Source organism: Pseudomonas sp. PAMC 25886, from assembly GCF_000242655.1.
Lineage (GTDB): Bacteria > Pseudomonadota > Gammaproteobacteria > Pseudomonadales > Pseudomonadaceae > Aquipseudomonas.
On record NZ_AHHC01000069.1, the window covers coordinates 12,968 to 33,924 of the forward strand.

Consider the following 20,957-nt stretch of genomic DNA (forward strand, 5'->3'; position numbering starts at 1 on the left):
CCTGTGCGGAGGCTTCGGGTAATAAGGGCTACAAGGTTGTGGCTTATTTCTTACGACCCTGAAAGGTCCGCATTATACGGATAGAGTCGTGAAAAGCGTGTTGGTTTTGTAGCGGGGAATGTCGCGACATCGATCGTATTGTAGACACAGCGTCCGTGTGGGAGGGGCCTCCCACAACAGATGCATGAGCTTTGGTTAATAGATGTCAGTCATCGCTGATGGGCAGCACGTAGTTTTTGAACTCGGTGTCTTCCCTGAAACCAATGGATTCGTAGGTTTTCTGCGCCACCTCGTTGTCGCTGCTGGTGGAAACACGCAGGCGCACGGCGTGAGTTTCCTTGGCCATCTTCTTCGCAGTGCGCATCAGGTTGTCGGCCACCAACTGCCGGCGTGCGTCTTCGGCCACATAGATGTCGTTGAGGATCCACACGCGCTTGAGGGAGAGCGACGAAAAACTGGGATACAACTGGCAAAAACCGAGCAGTTTTTTGTCGTCATCGTCGGCCAGCGCCAGGTAGATCACCGACTCCTTGCGGCGCAGGCGTTTTTCCAGGAAGGCGCGGCTTGAATCGGGGAAGGGCAGCGCGCCGTAGAACTCGCGGTATTTGACGAAAAGCGGGGTCAACAGGTCCAGGTGTTCCAGGGTCGCTTGAGTTATCCGCATGCCAGGCCTCAACTTCCAAATGGGGTATGACCACACAAGCGGCCGTGTCTCGATGCTGCCTAAAGCGGAGAAAAAGCGCAATCGTGCAGGGATCAGTCCTTAGGTGCGCTGAGCAGGAAGTTGCCCTTCATCAGGTCAGGATCATCCGATTCGAGCGTCTGCAACTGCGCTTCATCCTTGAGATTGACCCCCGACAACTGCCGGCGACAGGCCTCACGCATCAGGTAAAGCAAGCGATGAGCCGCCATGCCGTAGCTCAAACCTTCCAGGCGCACGTTGGAGATGCAGTTGCGGTACGCATCGGTGAGGCCCACCTTGGGGTTGTAGGTGAAATACAGCCCCAGGCTGTCCGGCGAACTGAGTCCCGGTCGCTCGCCGATCAGGATCACCACCATTTTCGCCCCCAGCAACTGGCCGACTTCGTCCGCGACGGCGACGCGGCCCTGTTCCACTAGAATGACCGGTGACAGCGACCAGCCTTCAGCGTGGGTTTGTTCCTCCATGCGTGTAAGAAACGGCAACGTATGTTTATGCACCGCCAGGGCTGACAAGCCGTCGGCCACCACCACCGCCAGGTCGACGCCGCCCGGGTTGGCTTCGGCGTAGTCCCGCAATGCCTGGGCCGACTCATCGCTCAGGCGCCGCCCGAGGTCCGGGCGTTGCAGGTAGCTGTGACGGTCGATGGCAGCGCTGTGCAGCAACAGGCTGTCGCGGCCGCGTTCGGCCAGTTGGCTGCGGAGTCCCGCATGGTCAAACGGCAGGTGCACCGCGTCCCGCGCCTGGGCGTGGGCGAACTGGAAGTCCAACTGCGCGCCGGTAGGAATACTGGTGCCGGTGCGGCCCAAGGCAATCCGCGCCGGAGTCAGGCGCCGCAGTTCCAGCCACGGGTTGTCTACATTATGTTCCGGGGTGTCGATGTGCACAGGCGGTTCCTTCTTCATCCCAGTTGCGCCAAGGCGTGGCGAAATGCTGGCGGCAGGCTGTTGCCGAAGTGCACCTTGCCGTCGGCTTGCGTGAAGATGCCCATTTTCGCCAACCACTGTTCAAACTCCGGCGCCGGCTTTAATCCCAATGTTTGCCGGGCGTACAGTGCGTCGTGAAATGAAGTGGTCTGGTAGTTGAGCATGATGTCGTCGGAGCCCGGGATGCCCATGATGAAGTTGATCCCGGCCACGCCCAGCAGGGTCAGCAGGGTGTCCATGTCGTCCTGGTCGGCTTCGGCGTGGTTGGTGTAGCAGATGTCGCAGCCCATCGGCACGCCCAGCAACTTGCCGCAGAAGTGGTCTTCGAGGCCGGCGCGGATGATCTGCTTGCCGTTGTACAGGTACTCGGGGCCGATAAAACCGACCACGGTGTTCACCAGAAACGGTTTGAAATGTCGGGCCACCGCATAGGCGCGGGTTTCGCAGGTTTGCTGGTCGACGCCAAAGTGCGCGTTGGCCGACAAGGCGCTGCCCTGGCCGGTTTCGAAATACATCAGGTTTTGCCCGAGGGTACCGCGATTCAGGCTCAGGCCCGCGTCGTAGCCTTCCTGCAGCACGCTGAGGCTGATGCCGAAACTGGCGTTGGCCGCTTCGGTGCCGGCGATCGACTGGAACACCAGGTCCAGCGGCACGCCACGGTTGATGGCCTCGATGGAAGTGGTGACGTGGGTCAACACGCAGGCCTGGGTCGGGATTTCGTAGCGCTGGATGATAGCGTCGAGCATTTCCAGCATGGCGCAGATCGAAGCGATGCTGTCGGTGGCCGGGTTGATGCCGATCATCGCGTCGCCGTTGCCGTAGAGCAGGCCGTCGAGAATGCTCGCGGCGATGCCCGCCGGTTCATCGGTGGGGTGGTTGGGTTGCAGGCGGGTGGACAGGCGCCCGCGCAGGCCCAGGGTGCCGCGAAACTGTGTGACGACCCGGATCTTTTGCGAGACCAGGATCAAGTCCTGCACGCGCATGATCTTCGACACGGCAGCCACCATTTCCGGTGTCAGCCCGGGCGCCAGGGCGCGCAGGCTGTGTTCATCGGCAGCGTCGCTGAGCAGCCAATCGCGTAAACCACCGACGGTCAGGTGGCTGACCACGGAAAATGCCGGTTTATCGTGGGTATCGATAATCAGCCGGGTGACTTCGTCGCTTTCGTACGGGATCAACACTTCTTCAAGAAAGTGTTTCAACGGAATATTCGCCAGGGCCATTTGCGCGGCGACCCGCTCACCGTCGTTCTGTGCCGCAACGCCCGCCAGGAAATCCCCGGAGCGCGCCGGGCTGGCCTTGGCCATTACGTCCTTGAGGCTGTCAAAGCGGTAGGTCAGTGCGCCGACCGCGTGGGAAAAGCTTGCCATACAGAGTCTCCTTGTCGGCGCGGGCAGAATGTGAGTAAAGCGCCCGCACCGAGGTTTACGGCGTTTAGTGCAAGGCGGCCTCTGCGGCCTGGATCGCCGCGAACTCTTCTTCCGGCGTGCCTGCTACCAAGTGATGCCGACTGTAGAAAGCAAAGTAAGCAATTAATACTCCATAGATGATCGCGGCGCCAATCACCACGCGCGGATCCACCAGGAAGCCCGCCACAACAGCGATGCAGGCCAGTACCAGTGCGACGCCCGAGGTGAAGATGCCGCCCGGTGTGCGGTACGGGCGATCCATTTTGGGGCGGCGGATGCGCAAGGTGATGTGCGCGGCCATCATCAGCACGTAGGAAATGGTCGCGCCGAACACGGCCACCAGGATCAGCAAATCACCCTGGCCGGTCAGCGACAGGCCAAAGCCGATGATGCCGGGGATGACCAGTGCCAGGACTGGCGCCTTGCTTTTGTTGGTCTGTGACAGCTTGCGCGGCAGGTAGCCGGCGCGGGACAGGGCGAAGATCTGCCGGGAGTAGGCGTAGATGATCGAGAAGAAGCTCGCGATCAGCCCGGCGAGGCCCACCAGGTTGACGAAGTGGCCCATCCACGTGGAGCCGCCGTAGGCCTTGGACAAGGCTTCCACCAGCGGATTGCCCGACGCCATCAGCGCGTAGGCACCGGCACCGCCGGGTGCGATCACCAAAATCAGCAGGGCAAAGCTGGTCAGCACCACAATGGCGCCGATCAGGCCGCGAGGCAGGTCACGCTTGGGGTTTTTGGTTTCTTCGGCGGCCAGCGGCACGCCCTCGACGGCGAGGAAGAACCAGATCGCATAGGGAATCGCCGCCCACACACCCACATAACCAAACGGTAGGAAGGTGCTGGCGCCCTTGGCCTCGGTCACCGGAATATCCAGCAGGTTGGCGACATTGAAGTGCGGCACCATCGCCACCAGGAATACACCCAGGGCAATCGCGGCGACGGCAGTAATCACAAACATCAGCTTCAACGCTTCACCCACGCCGAAAATGTGGATGCCGATAAAGATGATGTAGAACGCCAGGTAGATCATCCAGCCGCCAATGCCGAACAGCGATTCGCAATAGGCGCCGATAAACACCGCAATGGCGGCAGGGGCGATCGCATATTCGATCAGGATTGCGGTGCCGGTGAGGAACCCGCCCCAGGGGCCAAATGCGCTGCGGGCGAACCCGTAGCCGCCGCCGGCGGTAGGAATCATGGAAGAGAGTTCGGCCAGGGAGAAACACATGCACAGGTACATGGTGGCCATCAGCAGTGTGGCGAGGAACATGCCGCCCCAGCCACCCTGGGCCAGGCCGAAGTTCCAGCCGGCGTAGTCGCCGGAGATCACGTAGGCAACCCCGAGACCAACTAATAGCACCCAACCGGCAGCGCCTTTTTTCAGTTCCCGTTGTTGGAAGTATTCGGTGCCGACTTTTTCGAAGTCGACAGAAGACCCGGACGCCGGAGCGCCATTCGGTTCGCTAGGCATAATGGAATCCCTTTCTTATTGTTTTTTCCCGGCTTACTTAAGCCGGATGAGTCGCAAGGTTTCGTGAAGATCAAGTGTGGGAGGGGGCTTGCAGTGGTGAGGGGGCTTGTCCCCCGTCGGGTTCACCACCGATTGACGGGGCTGCTTCGCAGCCCAGCGCGGGGCAAGCCCGCTCACCACAGCAAGCCCGCTCCCACATTTTTATTGCACTTCAAATGTGAGAGCGGGTTGTCAGTTAGAAGAAGCCCAGCGGATTGATGTCGTAGCTCACCAGCAGGTTTTTGGTCTGCTGGTAGTGATCGAGCATCATCTTGTGGGTTTCACGGCCCACGCCGGACTTCTTGTAACCGCCGAACGCGGCGTGCGCCGGGTACAGGTGATAGCAGTTGGTCCACACGCGCCCGGCCTTGATCGCCCGGCCCATGCGATACGCGCGGTTGATGTCGCGGGTCCACAGGCCGGCACCCAGGCCGAACTCGGTGTCGTTGGCGATCGCCAGGGCTTCGGCTTCATCCTTGAAGGTGGTGATGCTCACCACCGGGCCAAAGATTTCTTCCTGGAACACCCGCATCTTGTTGGTGCCCTTGAGCAGCGTCGGCTGGATGTAGTAGCCGGTGGACAGGTCACCCGTCAGTTTCTCGACCTTGCCGCCGGTCAGCAGCTCGGCGCCTTCGCCTTTGGCGATTTCGAGGTAGGACAGGATCTTGTCGAATTGCTGCTCGGACGCCTGGGCGCCGACCATGGTGTCGGTGTCCAGTGGGTCGCCGCGTTTGATCGACTCGACTTTCTTCATGACGACTTTCATGAAGTCGTCGTAGATCGACTCTTCCACCAGCGCGCGGGACGGGCAGGTGCACACTTCGCCCTGGTTGAAGAACGCCAGCACCAGGCCTTCGGCGGCCTTCTCGATGAATTGCGGCTCGGCTTTCATGATGTCGGCGAAGAAGATGTTCGGCGATTTGCCGCCCAACTCAACGGTGGACGGAATGATGTTCTCGGCGGCCGCATGCATGATGTGCGAGCCCACTGGCGTGGAGCCGGTGAAAGCGATCTTGGCGATGCGCTTGCTGGTGGCCAGGGCTTCGCCGGCTTCTTTGCCGTAGCCGTGCACCACGTTCAGCACGCCCGGCGGCAGCAGGTCGCCGATCAGTTCCATCAGCACGTTGATGCCCAGCGGGGTTTGCTCGGCGGGCTTGAGCACCACGCAGTTACCGGCGGCCAGGGCGGGCGCGAGTTTCCAGGCGGCCATCAGCAGCGGGAAGTTCCACGGGATGATCTGGCCGACCACACCCAGTGGTTCGTGGAAGTGGTAAGCGGCGGTGTGTTCGTTGATTTCCGCGCTGCTGCCTTCCTGAGCGCGGATGCAGCCGGCGAAGTAGCGGAAATGGTCAGCGGCCAGCGGGATGTCGGCGTTCAGGGTTTCGCGCACGGCCTTGCCGTTGTCCCAGGTTTCGGTGATGGCCAGCAGTTCGAGGTTCTGTTCGATGCGGTCGGCGATTTTCAGCAGCACCAGCGAGCGGTCCTGGGCCGAGGTCTTGCCCCAGGCGTCAGCGGCGGCGTGGGCGGCGTCCAGGGCCTTGTCGATATCCTTGGCAGTGGAACGCGGGAATTCGGCGATAGCCTTGCCGTTGACCGGCGAGGTGTTGGTGAAATAGTTGCCATCGACCGGCGCGACAAACTCACCGCCGATGTAGTTGCCGTACTTGGCCTTGAACGAAACGATAGCGCCTTCAGTACCGGGGTGTGCGTAACGCATGGTGGGTATCTCCTGGCTTTTTGTGTTTATTGGAGGACGCACGGTTGTGCTTGTTAAAGCGTAGAGCAAAGGTTGGGCCAGTGCCTTGCAGTGCCCGTAAATCAAGGACTTGGGGTTTGTTGCAAGCCGTTGCTGTGGCACGACTGATACAGCCCGAGTGACAGTTTGTGCCACAAACGGTACAGCCTGTGACCGGTGGGTCTGCCCGGGATTGCAATGGTCGGGAGGCTGGAGGATGCTGGGCACTCGCGCGCGGTTTGTAGTTCACGCAGGGAGAATAATAAGAACATGCAAAACGATCATTTCAGTCGCCATGCCCAGCAAGTCCTGACCGTTACCCGTGGCCAGGATCCGTTGCACGGACCCGGCAGCGATCCGTCCATCGCCCGCTCCTGGCTGCGTTGCCTGGAGGACTATCACCTCGACCCCGCGCTGACTATCGCCCCCACGGTGCTCGAACATGGCCGCCTGCTGGAAAGCCGCGAGCGCCTGCAACAAGTGCTGACCATCGCCGGCAGCGAAATGAACAGCCTGCATCAACAACTCTCCGGTGCCGGCCATGCGGTGCTGCTCACCGACGCCCGCGGGGTGATCCTCAACTGCGTCACCGCGCCCAGTGAGCGCAAGATTTTCGAGCGCGCCGGGCTGTGGCTGGGTGCCGACTGGAGCGAGGCCTGCGAAGGCACCAACGGCATCGGCACCTGCCTGGTGGAGCGCCAGTCCCTGACAATTCATCGCGATGAGCACTTCCGTGGCCGGCACACCGGCCTGACCTGCTCGGCCAGCCCGGTGTTCGATCCGCATGGCGAACTGCTGGCGGTGCTGGATGTGTCCTCGGCCCGGGAAGCCGTGTCGCGCCAGAGCCAGTTCCACACCATGGCGCTGGTCAATCTGTCGGCGAAGATGATCGAGAGCTGTTGCTTCCTGCGGCATTTCGAGAACCACTGGTTGCTGCGCTTTCATTTGCAGGCCGAATCCGTGGGCCTGTTCAGCGAAGGGCTGCTGGCATTCGACGGTGAAGGGCGCATCTGTGCGGTGAACCAGAGCGCATTGAACTTGCTCGGGCAAATTCGTGGCGGGCTGTTGGGGCAGCCGGTGGAGGCGTTTTTCGATTGTTCGCTGGATGAGTTGCTCGGGCGTGCCAGCGCGAATGCCAGCGCCAGTTGGCCTCTGCGTACCCGCGATGGTCGTGGGTTGTTCGCGGTGTTGCGCGGCCAGCCACGCAGTGTGCCGGCGCCGGTTCCTCAGCCCATCCCCGAGCGGGCGCGGCTGCCGGGCATTTGCCTGGGGGACGCAGCACTGCAAAACGATTTTCGCAAGGCGTTGCGGGTGTTTGAGCGCGACGTGCCGTTGCTGGTCAATGGCGAAACCGGATCCGGCAAGGAGGCGTTTGCCAAGGCGGTGCACCATGCCAGCCTCAGGGCCGACAAAGCGTTTATTGCGCTGAACTGTGCGGCGATCCCCGAAAGCTTGATCGAGAGCGAGCTCTTCGGCTACCGCGGCGGCAGCTTCACCGGCGCCCGCAAGGAGGGCATGCGCGGCAAGCTGCAGCAGGCGGACGGCGGCACGTTATTCCTGGATGAAATCGGCGATATGCCCTTGGCGTTGCAAACCCGGCTGTTAAGGGTATTGGAAGACCGGCTGGTAGTGCCTATCGGCGGCGAGCCACAGGCGGTGAACGTCAGAATCATCAGCGCCACCCACCGTAATTTGCTGGAGCGGGTACAGGACGGCAGCTTTCGCGAGGACCTGTACTACCGGCTGAACGGTCTGGAAATCGCCCTGCCACCGCTGCGTGAGCGTAGCGACAAGTCGCAGTTACTGGATTTTCTGCTGGCGGAGGAGGCGGGCGATCAGTCGGTCTTGCTGGACAGTCCCGCGCGCCAGGCACTGTTGGCATTTGCCTGGCCGGGCAATGTGCGGCAGTTGCGCACCGTGTTGCGCACGTTGGCGGCGTTGTGTGACGACGGACGTATCGGGCTTGAAGACTTGCCGGCAGTGATTCGCCAGGCGCGCCCGCAGCCCGTAAGGGCGAACGAACTTTCGGAATCGCCTCTGGACGACGCAGAGCGCCTGGCGCTGCTCAATGCCTTGGAGCAACAGCGCTGGCATATGAGCCACACGGCCGAACAATTGGGTGTCAGCCGTAACACCCTGTATAGAAAGCTGCGCAAACACGGGATTGCCCGTTAGCTAAAGGGTGCGATTTGTTCCTCCCTACGCTAACCTGCCTCGATGTTTTACGAGGTCGACTATGCACATTCATATTCTCGGTATTTGCGGCACGTTCATGGGCTCAATGGCGGTGTTGGCCAAAGAGCTGGGCCATCATGTTACTGGCTCCGATGCCAACGTTTACCCGCCCATGAGCACGCAACTGCAGGCCCAGGGCATTGAGCTGACCCAAGGTTACGACCCGGCACAATTCGACCCGGTCCCGGACTTGGTGGTGATCGGCAATGCCATGGTGCGCGGCAACCCGGCGGTCGAATATGTACTGAATAAAGGTTTGCCGTACGTGTCTGGCCCGCAATGGCTGGCCGACCATGTGCTGCAAGGCCGCTGGGTGCTCGCCGTTGCCGGTACACACGGCAAGACCACCACCAGCAGCATGCTGGCCTGGGTGCTGGAGCATGCGGGCATGAGCCCTGGTTTCCTGATCGGTGGTGTGCCGCAGAACTTCTCGGTGTCGGCGCGCCTCGGCGATACACCATTTTTTGTCATCGAAGCCGATGAATACGACAGCGCGTTTTTCGACAAGCGCTCCAAGTTCGTCCACTACCGCCCGCGCACGGCGATCCTGAACAACCTGGAGTTCGATCACGCTGACATCTTCCCCGATCTTCCGGCTATCGAGCGGCAATTCCACCACTTGGTGCGCACGATTCCGAGCGAAGGCCTGGTGATTCACCCGACTACCGAGCCGGCCTTGCAGCGAGTCATCGAGATGGGCTGCTGGACCCCGGTACAAACCACCGGCGCGGGCGGGCAGTGGCAGGTCAAGCTGCTGAGCGAAGACGGCTCCAAATTTGAAGTCCTGTTCGAAGGTGTCGCCCAAGGCGTCGTCGAGTGGGACATGACTGGCCAGCACAACGTCGCCAACGCCCTGGTCACCCTGGCGGCCGCACGGCATGTCGGCGTGGTGCCGTCCATGGGCATTGCCGCCTTGAGCGCGTTCAAGAGCGTCAAGCGCCGCATGGAAAAAGTCGCCGACGTGAACGGGATTACCATCTACGACGACTTTGCCCACCACCCGACGGCCATCGCCACCACCCTGGATGGCTTGCGCAAGCGCGTGGGTGATGCCCAGGTGATCGCGATTATCGAACCGCGCTCCAACTCCATGAAGCTGGGCGCCCACCGTGACGGTTTGCCGGAAAGCGTCAACGATGCCGACCAGGTGGTCTGGTATGCACCGGCCAACCTCGGCTGGGACCTGCCCGCCATCGCTGCGCTGTGCACCGTGCCGTCGATTTGCTGCGACTCGCTGGAAGGCATCATCGAGCACGTGAAACACCAGGCCAAGCCCGGCACCCACGTGGTGATCATGAGCAACGGCGGCTTCGGCGGCCTGCACGGCAAACTCGCCGAGGCGCTGAAATGAGCGGCCCGGAACGCGTCACCCTGGCGATGACCGGTGCGTCCGGCGCGCCCTATGGCTTGCGCCTGCTGGACTGCCTGGTGCGCGAGGACCGCGAGGTGCACTTCCTGATCTCCAAGGCGGCGCAACTGGTGCTGGCCACCGAGACCGATGTCGCGTTGCCGCCCAAGGTGCAGATGATGCAGGCCTTCCTCACCGAGTACACCGGTGCGGCGGCAGGGCAGATCAAGGTCTATGGCAAGGAAGACTGGATGTCGCCGGTGGCTTCGGGCTCCGGTGCACCGGCCGCGATGGTGGTGGTGCCGTGTTCCACCGGCACCCTGTCGGCGATTGCCACGGGCGCCTGTAATAACCTGATCGAGCGTGCGGCGGACGTGACCTTGAAGGAGCGTCGCCAGTTGATCCTGGTGCCGCGCGAGGCGCCGTATTCGAGTATTCACCTGGAGCACATGCTCAAGCTGTCGAACATGGGCGTGACCATCCTGCCGGCGTCGCCGGGCTTTTATCACCAGCCGCAAACCATCGATGACCTGGTGGACTTTGTGGTGGCGCGGATTCTCAACCTGCTGAATATCCCTCAAGACATGCTGCCGCGCTGGGGCGAACACCATTTGAGCAGTGATGAATAAACTCTTGATGGTGTGGCTGGCGCTGCAACTGACCGGGTGTGCCACGGCGCGCACGCTGGACGCCGCGCAGCCCGGCGCCCCGGTGGTGTATGCCGGGACGCGGCTGGATCTGTACGCGATTCAGGGCGGATGCTGTGCGATGGACCGTTTTGGGGCCGAAGCGCCGAGTTATCCCCATGTCGACCTGCCGGCCAGCGCCTTGCTCGACACGCTGCTGTTGCCGCTGTCGGTGCTGACGGTGTTGGGGGTTGGGTTTAACGCGACGGGGGGGCTGTAGGAGCTGAAAGGGTCGGCGCCTGTGACGGCCTCATCGCAGGCAAGCCAGCTCCCACATGAGACTGTGTTCGCCATGTCGGCGCAGTTGATGTGGGAGCCGGGCTTGCCCGCGATGAGGCCAGCCGGGCTACCAGCAAAACTACTTGCCGAGCTTGCGCAGCTCGTCCGACTCCACAACCCGCACCCCATCCTGCTCTTCCAGCGCGAGTCGCCACATCGCCCGCGCCAGTTCGCATACTTCAATGCCGTGATACTTGCCCGGAATCAACCGTGACAAGGGCCCGGCCAGTTGCTCGGCCAAACGTGGCTCCAACCGCTCGCCCAGCAACAGCGAAGGCCGGACGATGGTCAACTGCGGCCAACCCTGAGCCTTCAACGCCTGTTCCATCTCGCCCTTGACCCGGTTGTAGAAAATCGAGGATTTCGGATCGGCGCCAATCGCGCTGATCACTATCAGGTGTCGCGCGCCCATTTCCCGAGCGCGCTTGGCGAAGGCCACGACCATGTCCAGGTCGACCGCGCGGAAGGCTTCTTCAGAGCCGGCCTGCTTGATGGTGGTGCCCAGGCAGCAGAAGGCGATGTCCACCTGGCCGCTCAGTTGCGGCAGGAATACGGCCGGGTCGCCCACCGGGTTTTCCAGGTGTGGATGCTCGGCCAGTGGCTTGCGGCTGGGTGCCAGCACGCGGGTCACGGTGGGCTCGTTGAGCAGGCGGTCCAGCAGGTGCTCCCCGGTCAGGCCGGAGGCTCCGGCGAGCAAGATATGCTGAGGTGTCAGGTACATGATGTTTCCCCCTTGGTACAGATTCAGCTTAGTTGCTCTTGGCTTCCTTGCTATTCATTGAGACGCTTTCCAGCGCCTTTCGTGCCTGCTGTTTGCGTAATAATTGCCAATGGGCAATCACGCCTTTGGGGGCCCAGATCTGCGGTTCAGAGGCTTCGAAGTTATCCGCCTGTTCGCGCTCGGCCACGTGGGTTTGCGCCAGCTTGAAGGCTTGCTGCAAATCATCGGTCTGGTTGAAGGCCTGGGCGAAGAGGGCGTCGCCGAAGTAGGTGAAATCGGCCTCTTCGGAGCAGCCGAACGACACGCGGTCGGCGCGTGAGGCGGTCATGATCAGGGTGTGTTCGTCCTTGAGGGCCGGGATGAACCCCCCGGAGTAGCAGGCTGAAATCACCACGATCTTGTCGCGGTTTTTCAGCGGCGCCATTACTGCGGCCAGCTCATCGGCGGGCAGGTCGGCCAGTTCCATGCGCGGCTGGTCGAGCACCAGTTCGTGTTCGTGGGTGCCATGGCTGGTCAGGTAGATGAACACCAGGTCTTGCGGGCCGCTGCGTTCGGCAAGAGTCTGGACCGCTCGGCGCAGGCTTTCGCGGGTGGCCATGGGACGGTCGGCGATGTGGTCGCGGTGGTTCACCAGGCGGATCTGGCCATAGGCCCCGAATCGCGTGGCGAGCATGTTGCTGACGTAGTCGGCCTCACGCAGGAATACGCTTTGTTTGCCGTCACCGGCCACCACCAGGGTGTATAGCTCCACTCCCGATTTGGAGGCGGGCACTGCGGCGAGGGCTGCATCCAGTAGGCGGCCCTGGGCAAACAGGCCGATCTCCAGCGGGTCAGGCAACAATTTGCCATCGGCATCGCGCACGCGCATGCCGTTGACCCAGGTGCCGGCCTGCACGGTGCCATCGGTGAGCACCAGGGTGCCGCGGCCTTGATAGCTGTCGCTGTCGAAGCCGCCAATATAGAAGCTGCCGTCGGTAAGGTTCAGGCGACCGGGGCCGGTGAAGCGCCAGTCGACGAATTGGCCCACGTAATGGCTGCCGTCCACGCCGATCAGTTCGCCCTTGCCGCTGAGGGCGCCTTCCTTGAATTCGCCGATCCACACGTCGCCGTCGGCGTTTTCATAACGGCCCTTGCCGTTGAGCTGGTTCTGTTTGAAGTGGCCGATGTACATGTCTCCATCGGCGCTGTTGAAGGTGCCATTGCCCTCCAGCTGGCCATCGACGAAGTGACCGCTGAACTGGTTGCCGCTGTCGTCGTTGCGCTGGCCTTCGCCGTTGGGCTTGCCGTGGGCGAACTGGCCCTGGTACTGGCTGCCGTCGGCCAGCTCGAGGCGGCCGAGACCGGAATACTGGTCGTCCTTGAATTCGCCGCGATAGGTCATCTGCCCTTCTTTGAGGGTGCCTTCGCCGTTGCGCTTGCCTTGCTTGAACCCGCCGACGTAACTGTTGCCCGACGTGGTCAGGCTGCCCTGGCCGTCGAAGAGGCCTTGCTGGAACTGGCCCTTGTAGACCTCGCCGTTGCTGCCATGCCATTCGCCCTGGCCGTGCCACTGGCCTTTATCGAACTGGCCGGCGTACCAACTGCCATTGGGGTAATCCACCCGGCCCTGGCCTTGCAACAAGCCATTGACCACATCGCCACGGTAACGACCGCCATCGGGCAGCCGCGCATCGGGCGGCAACAGCGATTCGCCGTCGCCGCACGCGGTGAGCAACAGGACAAGAGCAAGGGGAGCGAGTGGGCGCATAGCGGGATCCGGATAATTGAGCGCCGAGTATGCCGCAGCTGCGAGATCTATACATAAATTTACATGAATTGTGGTGAGCGGGCGGGCTCACCACAGCCGGGTTCAGACGAAGCAGAGTGACAGCGACTCCGCAATGTAGGCAGGTTTTTCCTGGCCATCGATTTCCAGGGTGCAGGTGGCTTTAAGCAACCATTGCCCGGGCTTTTTCTCGGTGGCATCGGTCAGGGTCACGGCCAGGCGTACCCGGGAGTCGACCTTCACCGGCTGGATGAAACGCACGCTGTCCAGGCCATAGTTGACCGCCATCTTCAGGCCCTCGGGCATGATCAGGATGTCTTCGATCAGCTTGGGTATCAGCGACAGCGACAGGAAACCGTGGGCGATGGTGCCGCCGAACGGCGTCTGGGCGGCTTTCACCGGGTCGACGTGGATGAACTGAAAATCGCCGGTGGCCTCCGCGAACAGGTTGATGCGCTCCTGGTCGATGGTGAGCCATGCAGAACGTCCCAGTTCCTTGCCGACATAATCCTTGAGTTGCGCTACGGGTACTGAGGGCATTGCGACTCTCCTTAGGTTCATCATTTTTGTATTTTTTGGACAGGTCCAGAGAACCAATGTAGATCATCATGGGCACTTGGCCCGGTCAACCCACCATGCTTTTGGCGAATGCCGTTCCATAGAGGCGGCGTGCTTATAATGCCGACACGCTTTAAGGGGGGGAGAGAACGGATGCTGTTACGCGGTCTGACATGGCTGGTGCTGTTTCAATTGCTCGGCACGGCGATCAATCATTTGTTTGTCCCGGTGTTGCCCGGGCCGATTATTGGCCTGCTGCTGATGCTGGCCTTCCTGATATGGCGCGGCGAAGTCGGTGAGCCCCTGAGCCTGGCGGCTGGCAGTCTGCTGCGTTACTTGCCCTTGCTGCTGGTGCCGCCCGCGGTGGGTGTGATGGTGTATGCCAAGGACATCGCCGCGGACTTCTGGGCCATTGTCGGCGCGTTGGTATTGTCGCTGGTGGTCGCCATGGGCTTTGTCGGCGTGCTGATGCAAAAACTGGTCAAGCGCCAGGCGCAGCGGGAGGAGGGCCAATGACCGTGGATTGGCAGGGTGCCTGGGCCGCCGTGATTCATCACCCCTTGTTCGGCATCGGCATCACCCTCGGTGCCTATCAGTTGGTGCTGGCCGGTTTTGAGAAAACCCGCTGGATCTTCCTGCAGCCGGTGCTGGTGTCGATGCTGCTGGTGATCGGCGTGTTGCTGGGGTGTGGCCTGACGTACGCCGAGTACCGCAAGAGCACCGAGATCATGAGCATCCTGCTCGGCCCGGCGACGGTGGCCCTGGCGGTGCCGCTTTACCTGAATCTGCGACGGATTCGCCAATTGTTCTGGCCGATTTTTACTACGCTGGTGATAGGTGGCGTATTGGCTACCGGCCTGTGCGTGCTGTTGGGCTGGTGGTTTGGCGCCGAACACATGATGCTGATGACCATGGCGCCCAAGTCCGTGACTTCGCCGATTGCGATGCTGGTGGCCGAGCAGATTGGTGGCGTAGCGGCACTGGCGGCGGTGTTTGTGCTGATCACCGGGGTGATCGGCGCGATGATCGGGCCGGCGTATTTGTCGCGCCTGGGCGTGCACAGCCCCGAGGCGCGCGGTATGGCCCTTGGCATGACCGCCCACGCCGTGGGAACGTCGGTGGCCTTGCAGGAAAGTGAAGAGACCGGCGCCTTTGCGGCGCTGGCCATGAGTTTGATGGGCGTGGCCACGGCGGTGTTCCTGCCCTTGGCCGTGTCGCTGGTTAGTTAAGTCGGGTTTAAGGAAACCTTTATGAGTCTGGCGCTTTTCCCGCTCAATACCGTGCTGTTCCCCGGGTGCACCCTCGACCTGCAACTGTTCGAGGCGCGTTACCTGGACATGATCAGCCGCTGCATGAAAAAGGGCGAAAGCTTTGGCGTGGTGTGCATCCTCGACGGCAAGGAAGTCGGGCTGGCGCCGGATGGCTACGCGTTGATTGGCTGCGAAGCGCTGATTCGTGATTTCAAGCAGCAAGACAACGGCCTGCTGGGGATTCGCGTCGAGGGCGGCCGGCGTTTCCGCGTGCGTGACGCCGGCGTGCAGAAGGATCAACTGCTGGTGGCCGAGGTGCAGTGGCTTCACGAGCACCCCGAACAACCGCTGGAGGAGGAAGACGCCGACTTGCTCGCGCTGCTCCACGCCCTGGCCGAGCACCCGATGGTCGCGTCCCTGGACATGGGCACCCACGCCGATGGCCAGCAAGCCTTGGGCAATCAGCTGGCGTACCTGCTGCCTTTCACCGAGGCCGACAAGATCGACCTGCTGCAGCTCGACGACCCGCAGCAACGGCTGGATGCGATTCAGCTGTTGCTGGATGAGTTGCAGGGCGAGTTGTTTGCTCAGTAGGCATACCTGAGAAGTGCGTGGGACGTGCCGGTAAACGCAATGAAGCCCAGCACCGCCCCACATACCGGCAAGATCAACCACCAGACTTTTGGCGGCATCGGCGGCAACAGGCTGCGGTGCTGGCTGAAGTGCAGGCTGAAGGCGCAGACCGTCATCGCCAGCAAGGTGCCCGCCAGGATGTCCGTGGGCCAATGGGCGCCCAGGTACACCCGGGACACGGCGATGGTGGCGGCCGGGATGCAACCCAGCACCAGCCAGGTCAGGCGCAGGCGGGTCGGTTGACCGCGACCGGCCAGCACCGCCAACGCCAGGAAGAACGCAAACGAGCCGGACGCATGGCCGCTGGGCATGCTGAAGCTGGTGAGTGGGTCGGTCAGCACTTCCGGGCGCATCCGCGCAAAAAACAGCTTGGTGCCGGTATTGATCAACGCGGCGCCCAGCAGCGTGGCGCCGACAAAGATTGCCTGGCGCCATTGCCGCGCCACTACCAGCAGGCCGGTCAGCACCGCGCTGGCGACGAACATCTTCTTGAACTCACCCAGCTGGGTCACCATCACCATCGCCCGGTCGATCGCCGGGCCGCGGTGTTCCTGCACCAGGGCCATCAAGCCTTGGTCAAAGTCGTTCAGGTAGTGATAGCCGATAAACAATGCGATCAGCAGCGTGCCGCCGATGCAGCCGATCCACAGGGTGGCGCGCCGGTGGCCGCGCAGGCTGCTGTTGAGGCTCACGCCGATCAATACGGCGAGGCACGCGGCGACAATTCCGGCCTCCGGCCAGAATCCTTCGGGCAGCGGCAGGCGGAATGCGGCGCCGGTGGCCCAACCCGGCAGCAGATACGCCACCGACCAGCCAGCGGCGGCCAACAGGCTGACGGCGGCGAAGCGCGGGAAGGGCATGTCGCACATGCCGGCGACCATCGGCAACATTGGCCGCAGCGGGCCAATGAAGCGTCCTACCAGCAGGCTGGCGATGCCGTACTTCTGGAAGTAAGTCTCGGCGCCGCTCATCCATTCAGGGTGATGCCGCAGGCCCGGAAGGCGCCGGATGTTCTGGTGGAAATGGCGACCAAGGAAGTAGGAAACAACATCGCCCAATATGCCGCCGAGGAAGCCCAGCAACAGGGTTTCCCCCAGGGACAGTGCGCCGCTGCCGGCCAGTGCGGCGATGGCGAAGAGCAACACCGTGCCCGGTACGATGAGGCCGGCAATGGCCAGGCACTCCACGCACGCCACGATAAACACCGCCACGGCCAGCCATTGTGGGTTCAGGGTCAGCCAGCCGGTAATGCCATCGAGCCATGGGCCCATACAATCAACTCCCTTTTGTAGATCGTCCTTGTAGGCGTCCGGCTTGCCGGCGATGGCGTCCTTGAGTCCGCTATCGCCGGCAAGCCGGGCTCCTACAGGTTTATGTATGTTTTCAAATCAAAAAATAGTCGCGGCCTTCGACCTGGCCCCGGCGCAGCGGGTTCCGTGTGCAATACGGCGCATAGCCGGCATCGACGAAGCGGTACATCAGGTGTTCATCGCGACCGCCGGGAATGCCCAGGCGGGTGGTCTGAATCACTTGGCCGGGCGCCAGGCCCACGTCTTCGACATAGAGCAACTCCTGGTCAAAACGCTTGGCGTCCCACATCGGTACTTTCAAACCCAGGGCCTTGCACAGCAAGGTCTGGCCGGCACACAGCTTTTGCGAAGGGCGCGGCCTGCCGCTGGCATCCGGGTTGTTCGACAGCATCTGTGCGAGGCTCGCCGGGCCGGACACTTCATCGACCCAGGGATAGGCCGATTTGATCAGCACCGCATTGCCCGGTCCGTGGGCGCTGAAGTTCAGCGAATCACCGCCGCGGGCGTAGTACATATAGATGTGGCCGCCATCCAGAAACAAAGCCTTACGCTTTTCTGTGTAGCCCAGGGACGCGTGGCTGCCTTTTTCGGCGAGGTAATAGGCTTCGGTTTCAATAATTCGCACCGACAGCCACAAATCGCCGACGCGATGGCGAATGACTTTTCCCAGCAATTCCCGCGCGAGCAGTTGCGCGTCACGGTCGAAAAAGCCGTCGGGCAGGGCGTTGGCGGGGATCATTGGGGTAAAACTGGACATGGCGATCAAAGGTAATGCGGCTAAATGTGACAGGATGATAACAACTCCAGCCTTAATTCCCGCTGAACGTCGGTTTTTTACAGTTCATTTCGACCATCCGCCCCTCACCGCTGTCCGTAGGACGGCGTCACAGCTATAATCTGCCGCTTTCCTCTTTGCCAAGACCCCACCAGACCATGACTGAGTCCGTTCTTGACTACATGACCCGCCTGGGTCGCGCTGCCCGTCAGGCCTCGCGGTTGATCGCCCGTGCGAGCACCGCGCAGAAGAACCGTGCCTTGCTGGCGGCCGCCGACGCTCTGGATGCTTCGCGCTCCGAGCTGTCCGCTGCCAATGAACTGGATTTGGCCAACGGCCGGGCCAATGGCCTGGAGCCAGCCTTGCTGGATCGCCTGGCGCTGACGCCGGCACGTATCGACGACATGATCGAAGGTTTGCGTCAGGTGGCCAAGCTGCCTGACCCCATCGGTGAAATCCGCGACATGCGCTACCTGCCGTCCGGCATTCAGGTCGGCAAGATGCGCGTGCCCCTGGGCGTGATCGGCATCATCTATGAGTCGCGCCCGAACGTGACCATCGACGCCGCGAGCCTGTGCCTCAAGTCCGGCAACGCCACCATCCTGCGGGGCGGTTCCGAGGCGATCAATTCCAACCGCGCCATTGCCGCGTGCATTCAGCAGGGCCTGGCCGTGGCCGAATTGCCGGCCGAAGTGGTGCAAGTGGTCGAAACCACCGATCGCGCCGCCGTTGGCGCGCTGATCACCATGCCTGAATTTGTTGATGTGATCGTGCCGCGCGGTGGCAAGAGCCTGATCGAGCGCGTGAGCCGCGATGCCAAGGTGCCGGTTATCAAGCACCTGGATGGCGTCTGCCACGTGTTCATCGACGTCGCCGCCGACCTCGACAAGGCGATCCGCATTGCCGACAACGCCAAGACTCATCGCTACGCCCCGTGCAACACCATGGAAACCCTGCTGGTGCACGCCGGCATTGCCGAGCGCGTACTACCGCCGCTGGCTGCCATCTACCGCGACAAGGGCGTCGAACTGCGTGGTTGCGAGCGTACCCGGGCGATCCTCGGCAGCGACGTGATCGAAGCCACCGAGCAGGACTGGTACACCGAATACACGGCGCCGATCCTGTCGATCCGCATCGTTGACGACCTGGACCAGGCCATCGACCACATCAATCAATACGGCTCCAAGCACACCGACGCTATTGTCACCGAGCATTTCAGCGATGCCCGGCGTTTCCTCAACGAAGTGGATTCCGCTTCGGTGATGGTCAACGCCTCGACACGTTTTGCCGACGGCTTCGAATATGGCCTGGGGGCGGAGATCGGTATCTCCACCGACAAGCTCCACGCACGCGGCCCGGTTGGCCTGGAAGGGCTGACCAGCGAGAAGTACGTGGTGTTCGGTGACGGTCATGTGCGCACTTGATGGGTAAACGCATCGGGCTGCTCGGTGGCACCTTCGACCCCGTGCACATTGGCCATTTGCGCAGTGCGCTGGAAGTCGCGGACGCCCTCGGGCTGGATGAGTTGCGTCTGGCACCGAATGCCCGGCCGCCCCATCGCGACACGCCGCAGGTGTCTGCGCAGCAGCGCCTGGAGATGGTCCGCCTCGCTGTGGCCGGCATTGCACCGCTGGTGGTGGACGACCGCGAACTCAAACGCGACAAACCGTCCTACACTGTCGACACCCTGGAACTGATGCGGGCCGAGTTGGCCGCGGATGACCAGTTATTTCTACTTTTGGGCTGGGACGCGTTTTGCGGCCTGCCCACTTGGCACCGCTGGGAAGAGTTGCTCCAGCATTGCCACATCCTGGTGCTGCAACGCCCGGATGCCGACGCAGAATCGCCGGATGCCTTGCGCAACCTGCTGGCAGCGCGGTCGGTAAGTGACCCATTGGCCCTGACCGGGCCGAGCGGGAATATTGCATTCGTCTGGCAAACCCCGCTTGCGGTGTCTGCCACCCAGATCCGTCAACTGCTGGCCAGCGGGAAGTCGGTACGTTTCCTGGTGCCTGACGCGGTCCTGGCCTACATCGATGCGCACGGACTTTACCGTGCGTCGAACTGAAAAGGCGCGCTTGAACGCACGAACAGTCGTGCAGCGAGCGCCCGAACATACGAGCAAAACGAGTTTTATATGACGAACAAAGACGTAAGCAAAGTTAAGCGCAAAGGCACGTTCAAGAGCGCTCCTCTGCCAGTAGAAGCCCACACCGGCCCTGAGCTGGCCGGCGAAGAGCTGGTCAAGGTGGCCGTGGCTGCCCTGGAAGACGTGAAGGCCCAGGACATCCAGGTCCTGGACGTGCGCGACAAGCAGAGCATCACCGACTTCATGATCATCGCCACCGGTACCTCCAACCGCCAGATCGGCGCGATGCTGGACAAGGTTCGCGAAGCGGTCAAAGCCCAGGGCGTCAAGCCGTTGGGTGAAGAAGGCAAGGGCGACAGCGACTGGGTACTGCTGGACATGGACGACGTGATCGTTCACATGATGACCAGCAACGCCCGCCAGTTCTACGACCTGGAGCGTCTGTGGAAAGGCGCCGAGCAGAGCCGTGCCGCCGATGGCAAGCACCACAGCCCTGAAGTTGGCCACGCGCACTTCGACAAGCTCAACAAAGACCAGGAATAAGGAACGGCTGTGCGCCTGCGTCTGATCGCTGTCGGTTCACGCATGCCCAAGTGGGTGGAAGAAGGCTGGCATGAATATGCCAAGCGCCTGCCATCCGAATTGGCGCTGGAACTGGTGGAAATACCGCTCAATACCCGGGGCAAGAATGCCGACGTGGCCCGCTTTATCCGTCAGGAAGGCGAAGCCATGTTGGCCAAGGTCGGCCCCAACGAGCGGATCGTGACCCTCGAAGTGCACGGCAAGCCCTGGAGCACCGAGCAGTTGGCGGTGGAACTGGATCGCTGGCGCCTGGATTCGCGCACGGTCAACTTCATGGTGGGTGGCCCCGAAGGGCTGGCGCCGGAAGTGTGCGCGCGGGCGGACCAGCGCTGGTCGCTGTCGCCCCTGACACTGCCGCATCCGTTGGTAAGAATCCTGATCGGTGAACAGCTGTATCGCGCCTGGACAGTTCTGTCCGGGCACCCTTACCACAAATAATCTGC

At 62.0% G+C, this 20,957-nt stretch carries 21 protein-coding genes; 11 read left to right on the plus strand and 10 right to left on the minus strand.

Annotated elements, in window-relative coordinates:
- Nucleotides 1–205: 205 nt before the first annotated feature.
- The 5 genes from MUM_RS0123310 to exaC form a co-directional block, all read right to left on the minus strand.
- Entirely contained in the window at nt 206–664 is a 459-nt protein-coding gene (locus MUM_RS0123310; protein ID WP_010174739.1) for a GNAT family N-acetyltransferase, read from the minus strand.
- A gap of 92 nt (nt 665–756) precedes the next feature.
- A complete protein-coding gene (gene eutC, locus MUM_RS0123315; RefSeq protein WP_010174741.1) occupies nt 757–1,605 on the minus strand; it encodes an ethanolamine ammonia-lyase subunit EutC in 849 nt (282 codons plus the stop codon).
- Nucleotides 1,602–2,996, minus strand: a complete 1,395-nt coding sequence (locus MUM_RS0123320) for an ethanolamine ammonia-lyase subunit EutB (RefSeq protein ID WP_010174743.1) — start codon at nt 2,994–2,996, stop codon at nt 1,602–1,604. Before MUM_RS0123320 ends, eutC begins: the two co-directional genes overlap by 4 nt.
- Nucleotides 2,997–3,060: 64 nt before the next feature.
- Nucleotides 3,061–4,509 carry an ethanolamine permease gene (gene eat / locus MUM_RS0123325; protein ID WP_010174746.1) on the minus strand — a complete coding sequence of 483 codons (1,449 nt, stop codon included), beginning with the start codon at nt 4,507–4,509 and terminating at the stop codon, nt 3,061–3,063.
- A gap of 235 nt (nt 4,510–4,744) precedes the next feature.
- Nucleotides 4,745–6,265: an acetaldehyde dehydrogenase ExaC gene (exaC, locus tag MUM_RS0123330; RefSeq protein WP_010174748.1), complete on the minus strand. Its 1,521-nt coding sequence runs from the start codon at nt 6,263–6,265 to the stop codon at nt 4,745–4,747.
- A 288-nt stretch (nt 6,266–6,553) separates the two neighbouring features.
- On the opposite strand from exaC, the gene MUM_RS0123335 reads away from it, so the two are divergent.
- The 4 genes from MUM_RS0123335 to MUM_RS0123350 all read left to right on the plus strand — a co-directional run bounded on the left by MUM_RS0123335 (nt 6,554) and on the right by MUM_RS0123350 (nt 10,772).
- Nucleotides 6,554–8,458, plus strand: coding sequence for a sigma-54-dependent Fis family transcriptional regulator (locus MUM_RS0123335; protein ID WP_010174750.1), 1,905 nt, complete (start codon nt 6,554–6,556; stop codon nt 8,456–8,458).
- A gap of 61 nt (nt 8,459–8,519) precedes the next feature.
- Nucleotides 8,520–9,869 (plus strand): UDP-N-acetylmuramate:L-alanyl-gamma-D-glutamyl-meso-diaminopimelate ligase, encoded by a 1,350-nt coding sequence (gene mpl, locus MUM_RS0123340; RefSeq protein WP_010174752.1) that lies wholly within the window; start codon nt 8,520–8,522, stop codon nt 9,867–9,869.
- Nucleotides 9,866–10,495 carry a flavin prenyltransferase UbiX gene (ubiX, locus tag MUM_RS0123345; protein WP_003219402.1) on the plus strand — a complete coding sequence of 210 codons (630 nt, stop codon included), beginning with the start codon at nt 9,866–9,868 and terminating at the stop codon, nt 10,493–10,495. Before mpl ends, ubiX begins: the two co-directional genes overlap by 4 nt.
- Nucleotides 10,488–10,772 (plus strand): YceK/YidQ family lipoprotein, encoded by a 285-nt coding sequence (locus tag MUM_RS0123350; protein ID WP_029616061.1) that lies wholly within the window; start codon nt 10,488–10,490, stop codon nt 10,770–10,772. Before ubiX ends, MUM_RS0123350 begins: the two co-directional genes overlap by 8 nt.
- Nucleotides 10,773–10,910: 138 nt before the next feature.
- Here MUM_RS0123350 and MUM_RS0123355 read toward each other — a convergent pair whose 3' ends face one another.
- The 3 genes from MUM_RS0123355 to MUM_RS0123365 form a co-directional block, all read right to left on the minus strand.
- Entirely contained in the window at nt 10,911–11,552 is a 642-nt protein-coding gene (locus MUM_RS0123355; protein WP_010174756.1) for an oxidoreductase, read from the minus strand.
- A gap of 28 nt (nt 11,553–11,580) precedes the next feature.
- On the minus strand, nt 11,581–13,299 hold the full coding sequence (locus tag MUM_RS0123360) for a C13 family peptidase (protein ID WP_010174758.1): 1,719 nt from the start codon (nt 13,297–13,299) through the stop codon (nt 11,581–11,583).
- A gap of 102 nt (nt 13,300–13,401) precedes the next feature.
- Nucleotides 13,402–13,857, minus strand: coding sequence for a MaoC family dehydratase (locus MUM_RS0123365; protein WP_010174760.1), 456 nt, complete (start codon nt 13,855–13,857; stop codon nt 13,402–13,404).
- 171 nt (nt 13,858–14,028) lie between these two features.
- Here MUM_RS0123365 and MUM_RS0123370 point away from each other — a divergent pair, with 171 nt between their 5' ends.
- The 3 genes from MUM_RS0123370 to MUM_RS0123380 are packed head-to-tail and all read left to right on the plus strand — an operon-like array spanning nt 14,029 to nt 15,719.
- A complete protein-coding gene (locus MUM_RS0123370; protein WP_010174762.1) occupies nt 14,029–14,391 on the plus strand; it encodes a CidA/LrgA family protein in 363 nt (120 codons plus the stop codon).
- Nucleotides 14,388–15,104, plus strand: coding sequence for an LrgB family protein (locus MUM_RS0123375; RefSeq protein WP_010174764.1), 717 nt, complete (start codon nt 14,388–14,390; stop codon nt 15,102–15,104). The genes MUM_RS0123370 and MUM_RS0123375 overlap by 4 nt, the downstream gene beginning before the upstream one ends.
- A 21-nt stretch (nt 15,105–15,125) precedes the next feature.
- The gene (locus MUM_RS0123380) at nt 15,126–15,719 is read left to right on the plus strand and encodes an LON peptidase substrate-binding domain-containing protein (RefSeq protein WP_010174766.1); all 594 of its coding nucleotides are present in this window, start codon (nt 15,126–15,128) and stop codon (nt 15,717–15,719) included.
- On the opposite strand, the gene MUM_RS0123385 is transcribed toward MUM_RS0123380, so the two are convergent.
- Nucleotides 15,713–17,029: a bifunctional DedA family/phosphatase PAP2 family protein gene (locus MUM_RS0123385; protein WP_010174768.1), complete on the minus strand. Its 1,317-nt coding sequence runs from the start codon at nt 17,027–17,029 to the stop codon at nt 15,713–15,715. The genes MUM_RS0123380 and MUM_RS0123385 overlap by 7 nt on opposite strands.
- A 112-nt stretch (nt 17,030–17,141) precedes the next feature.
- A complete protein-coding gene (locus MUM_RS0123390) occupies nt 17,142–17,825 on the minus strand; it encodes a DNA-3-methyladenine glycosylase (protein WP_029616062.1) in 684 nt (227 codons plus the stop codon).
- 176 nt (nt 17,826–18,001) lie between these two features.
- Between MUM_RS0123390 and MUM_RS0123395 the strand changes: the two genes are divergently transcribed.
- The 4 genes from MUM_RS0123395 to rlmH all read left to right on the plus strand — a co-directional run bounded on the left by MUM_RS0123395 (nt 18,002) and on the right by rlmH (nt 20,952).
- Nucleotides 18,002–19,267, plus strand: a complete 1,266-nt coding sequence (locus MUM_RS0123395) for a glutamate-5-semialdehyde dehydrogenase (protein ID WP_010174772.1) — start codon at nt 18,002–18,004, stop codon at nt 19,265–19,267.
- Nucleotides 19,267–19,911 (plus strand): nicotinate-nucleotide adenylyltransferase, encoded by a 645-nt coding sequence (gene nadD, locus MUM_RS0123400; RefSeq protein WP_003215431.1) that lies wholly within the window; start codon nt 19,267–19,269, stop codon nt 19,909–19,911. The genes MUM_RS0123395 and nadD overlap by 1 nt, the downstream gene beginning before the upstream one ends.
- Before the next feature lie 69 nt (nt 19,912–19,980).
- Nucleotides 19,981–20,475, plus strand: coding sequence for a ribosome silencing factor (gene rsfS, locus MUM_RS0123405; RefSeq protein ID WP_003215432.1), 495 nt, complete (start codon nt 19,981–19,983; stop codon nt 20,473–20,475).
- A gap of 9 nt (nt 20,476–20,484) precedes the next feature.
- Entirely contained in the window at nt 20,485–20,952 is a 468-nt protein-coding gene (gene rlmH / locus MUM_RS0123410; protein ID WP_003185785.1) for a 23S rRNA (pseudouridine(1915)-N(3))-methyltransferase RlmH, read from the plus strand.
- The last annotated feature ends 5 nt before the right edge of the window (nt 20,953–20,957 follow it).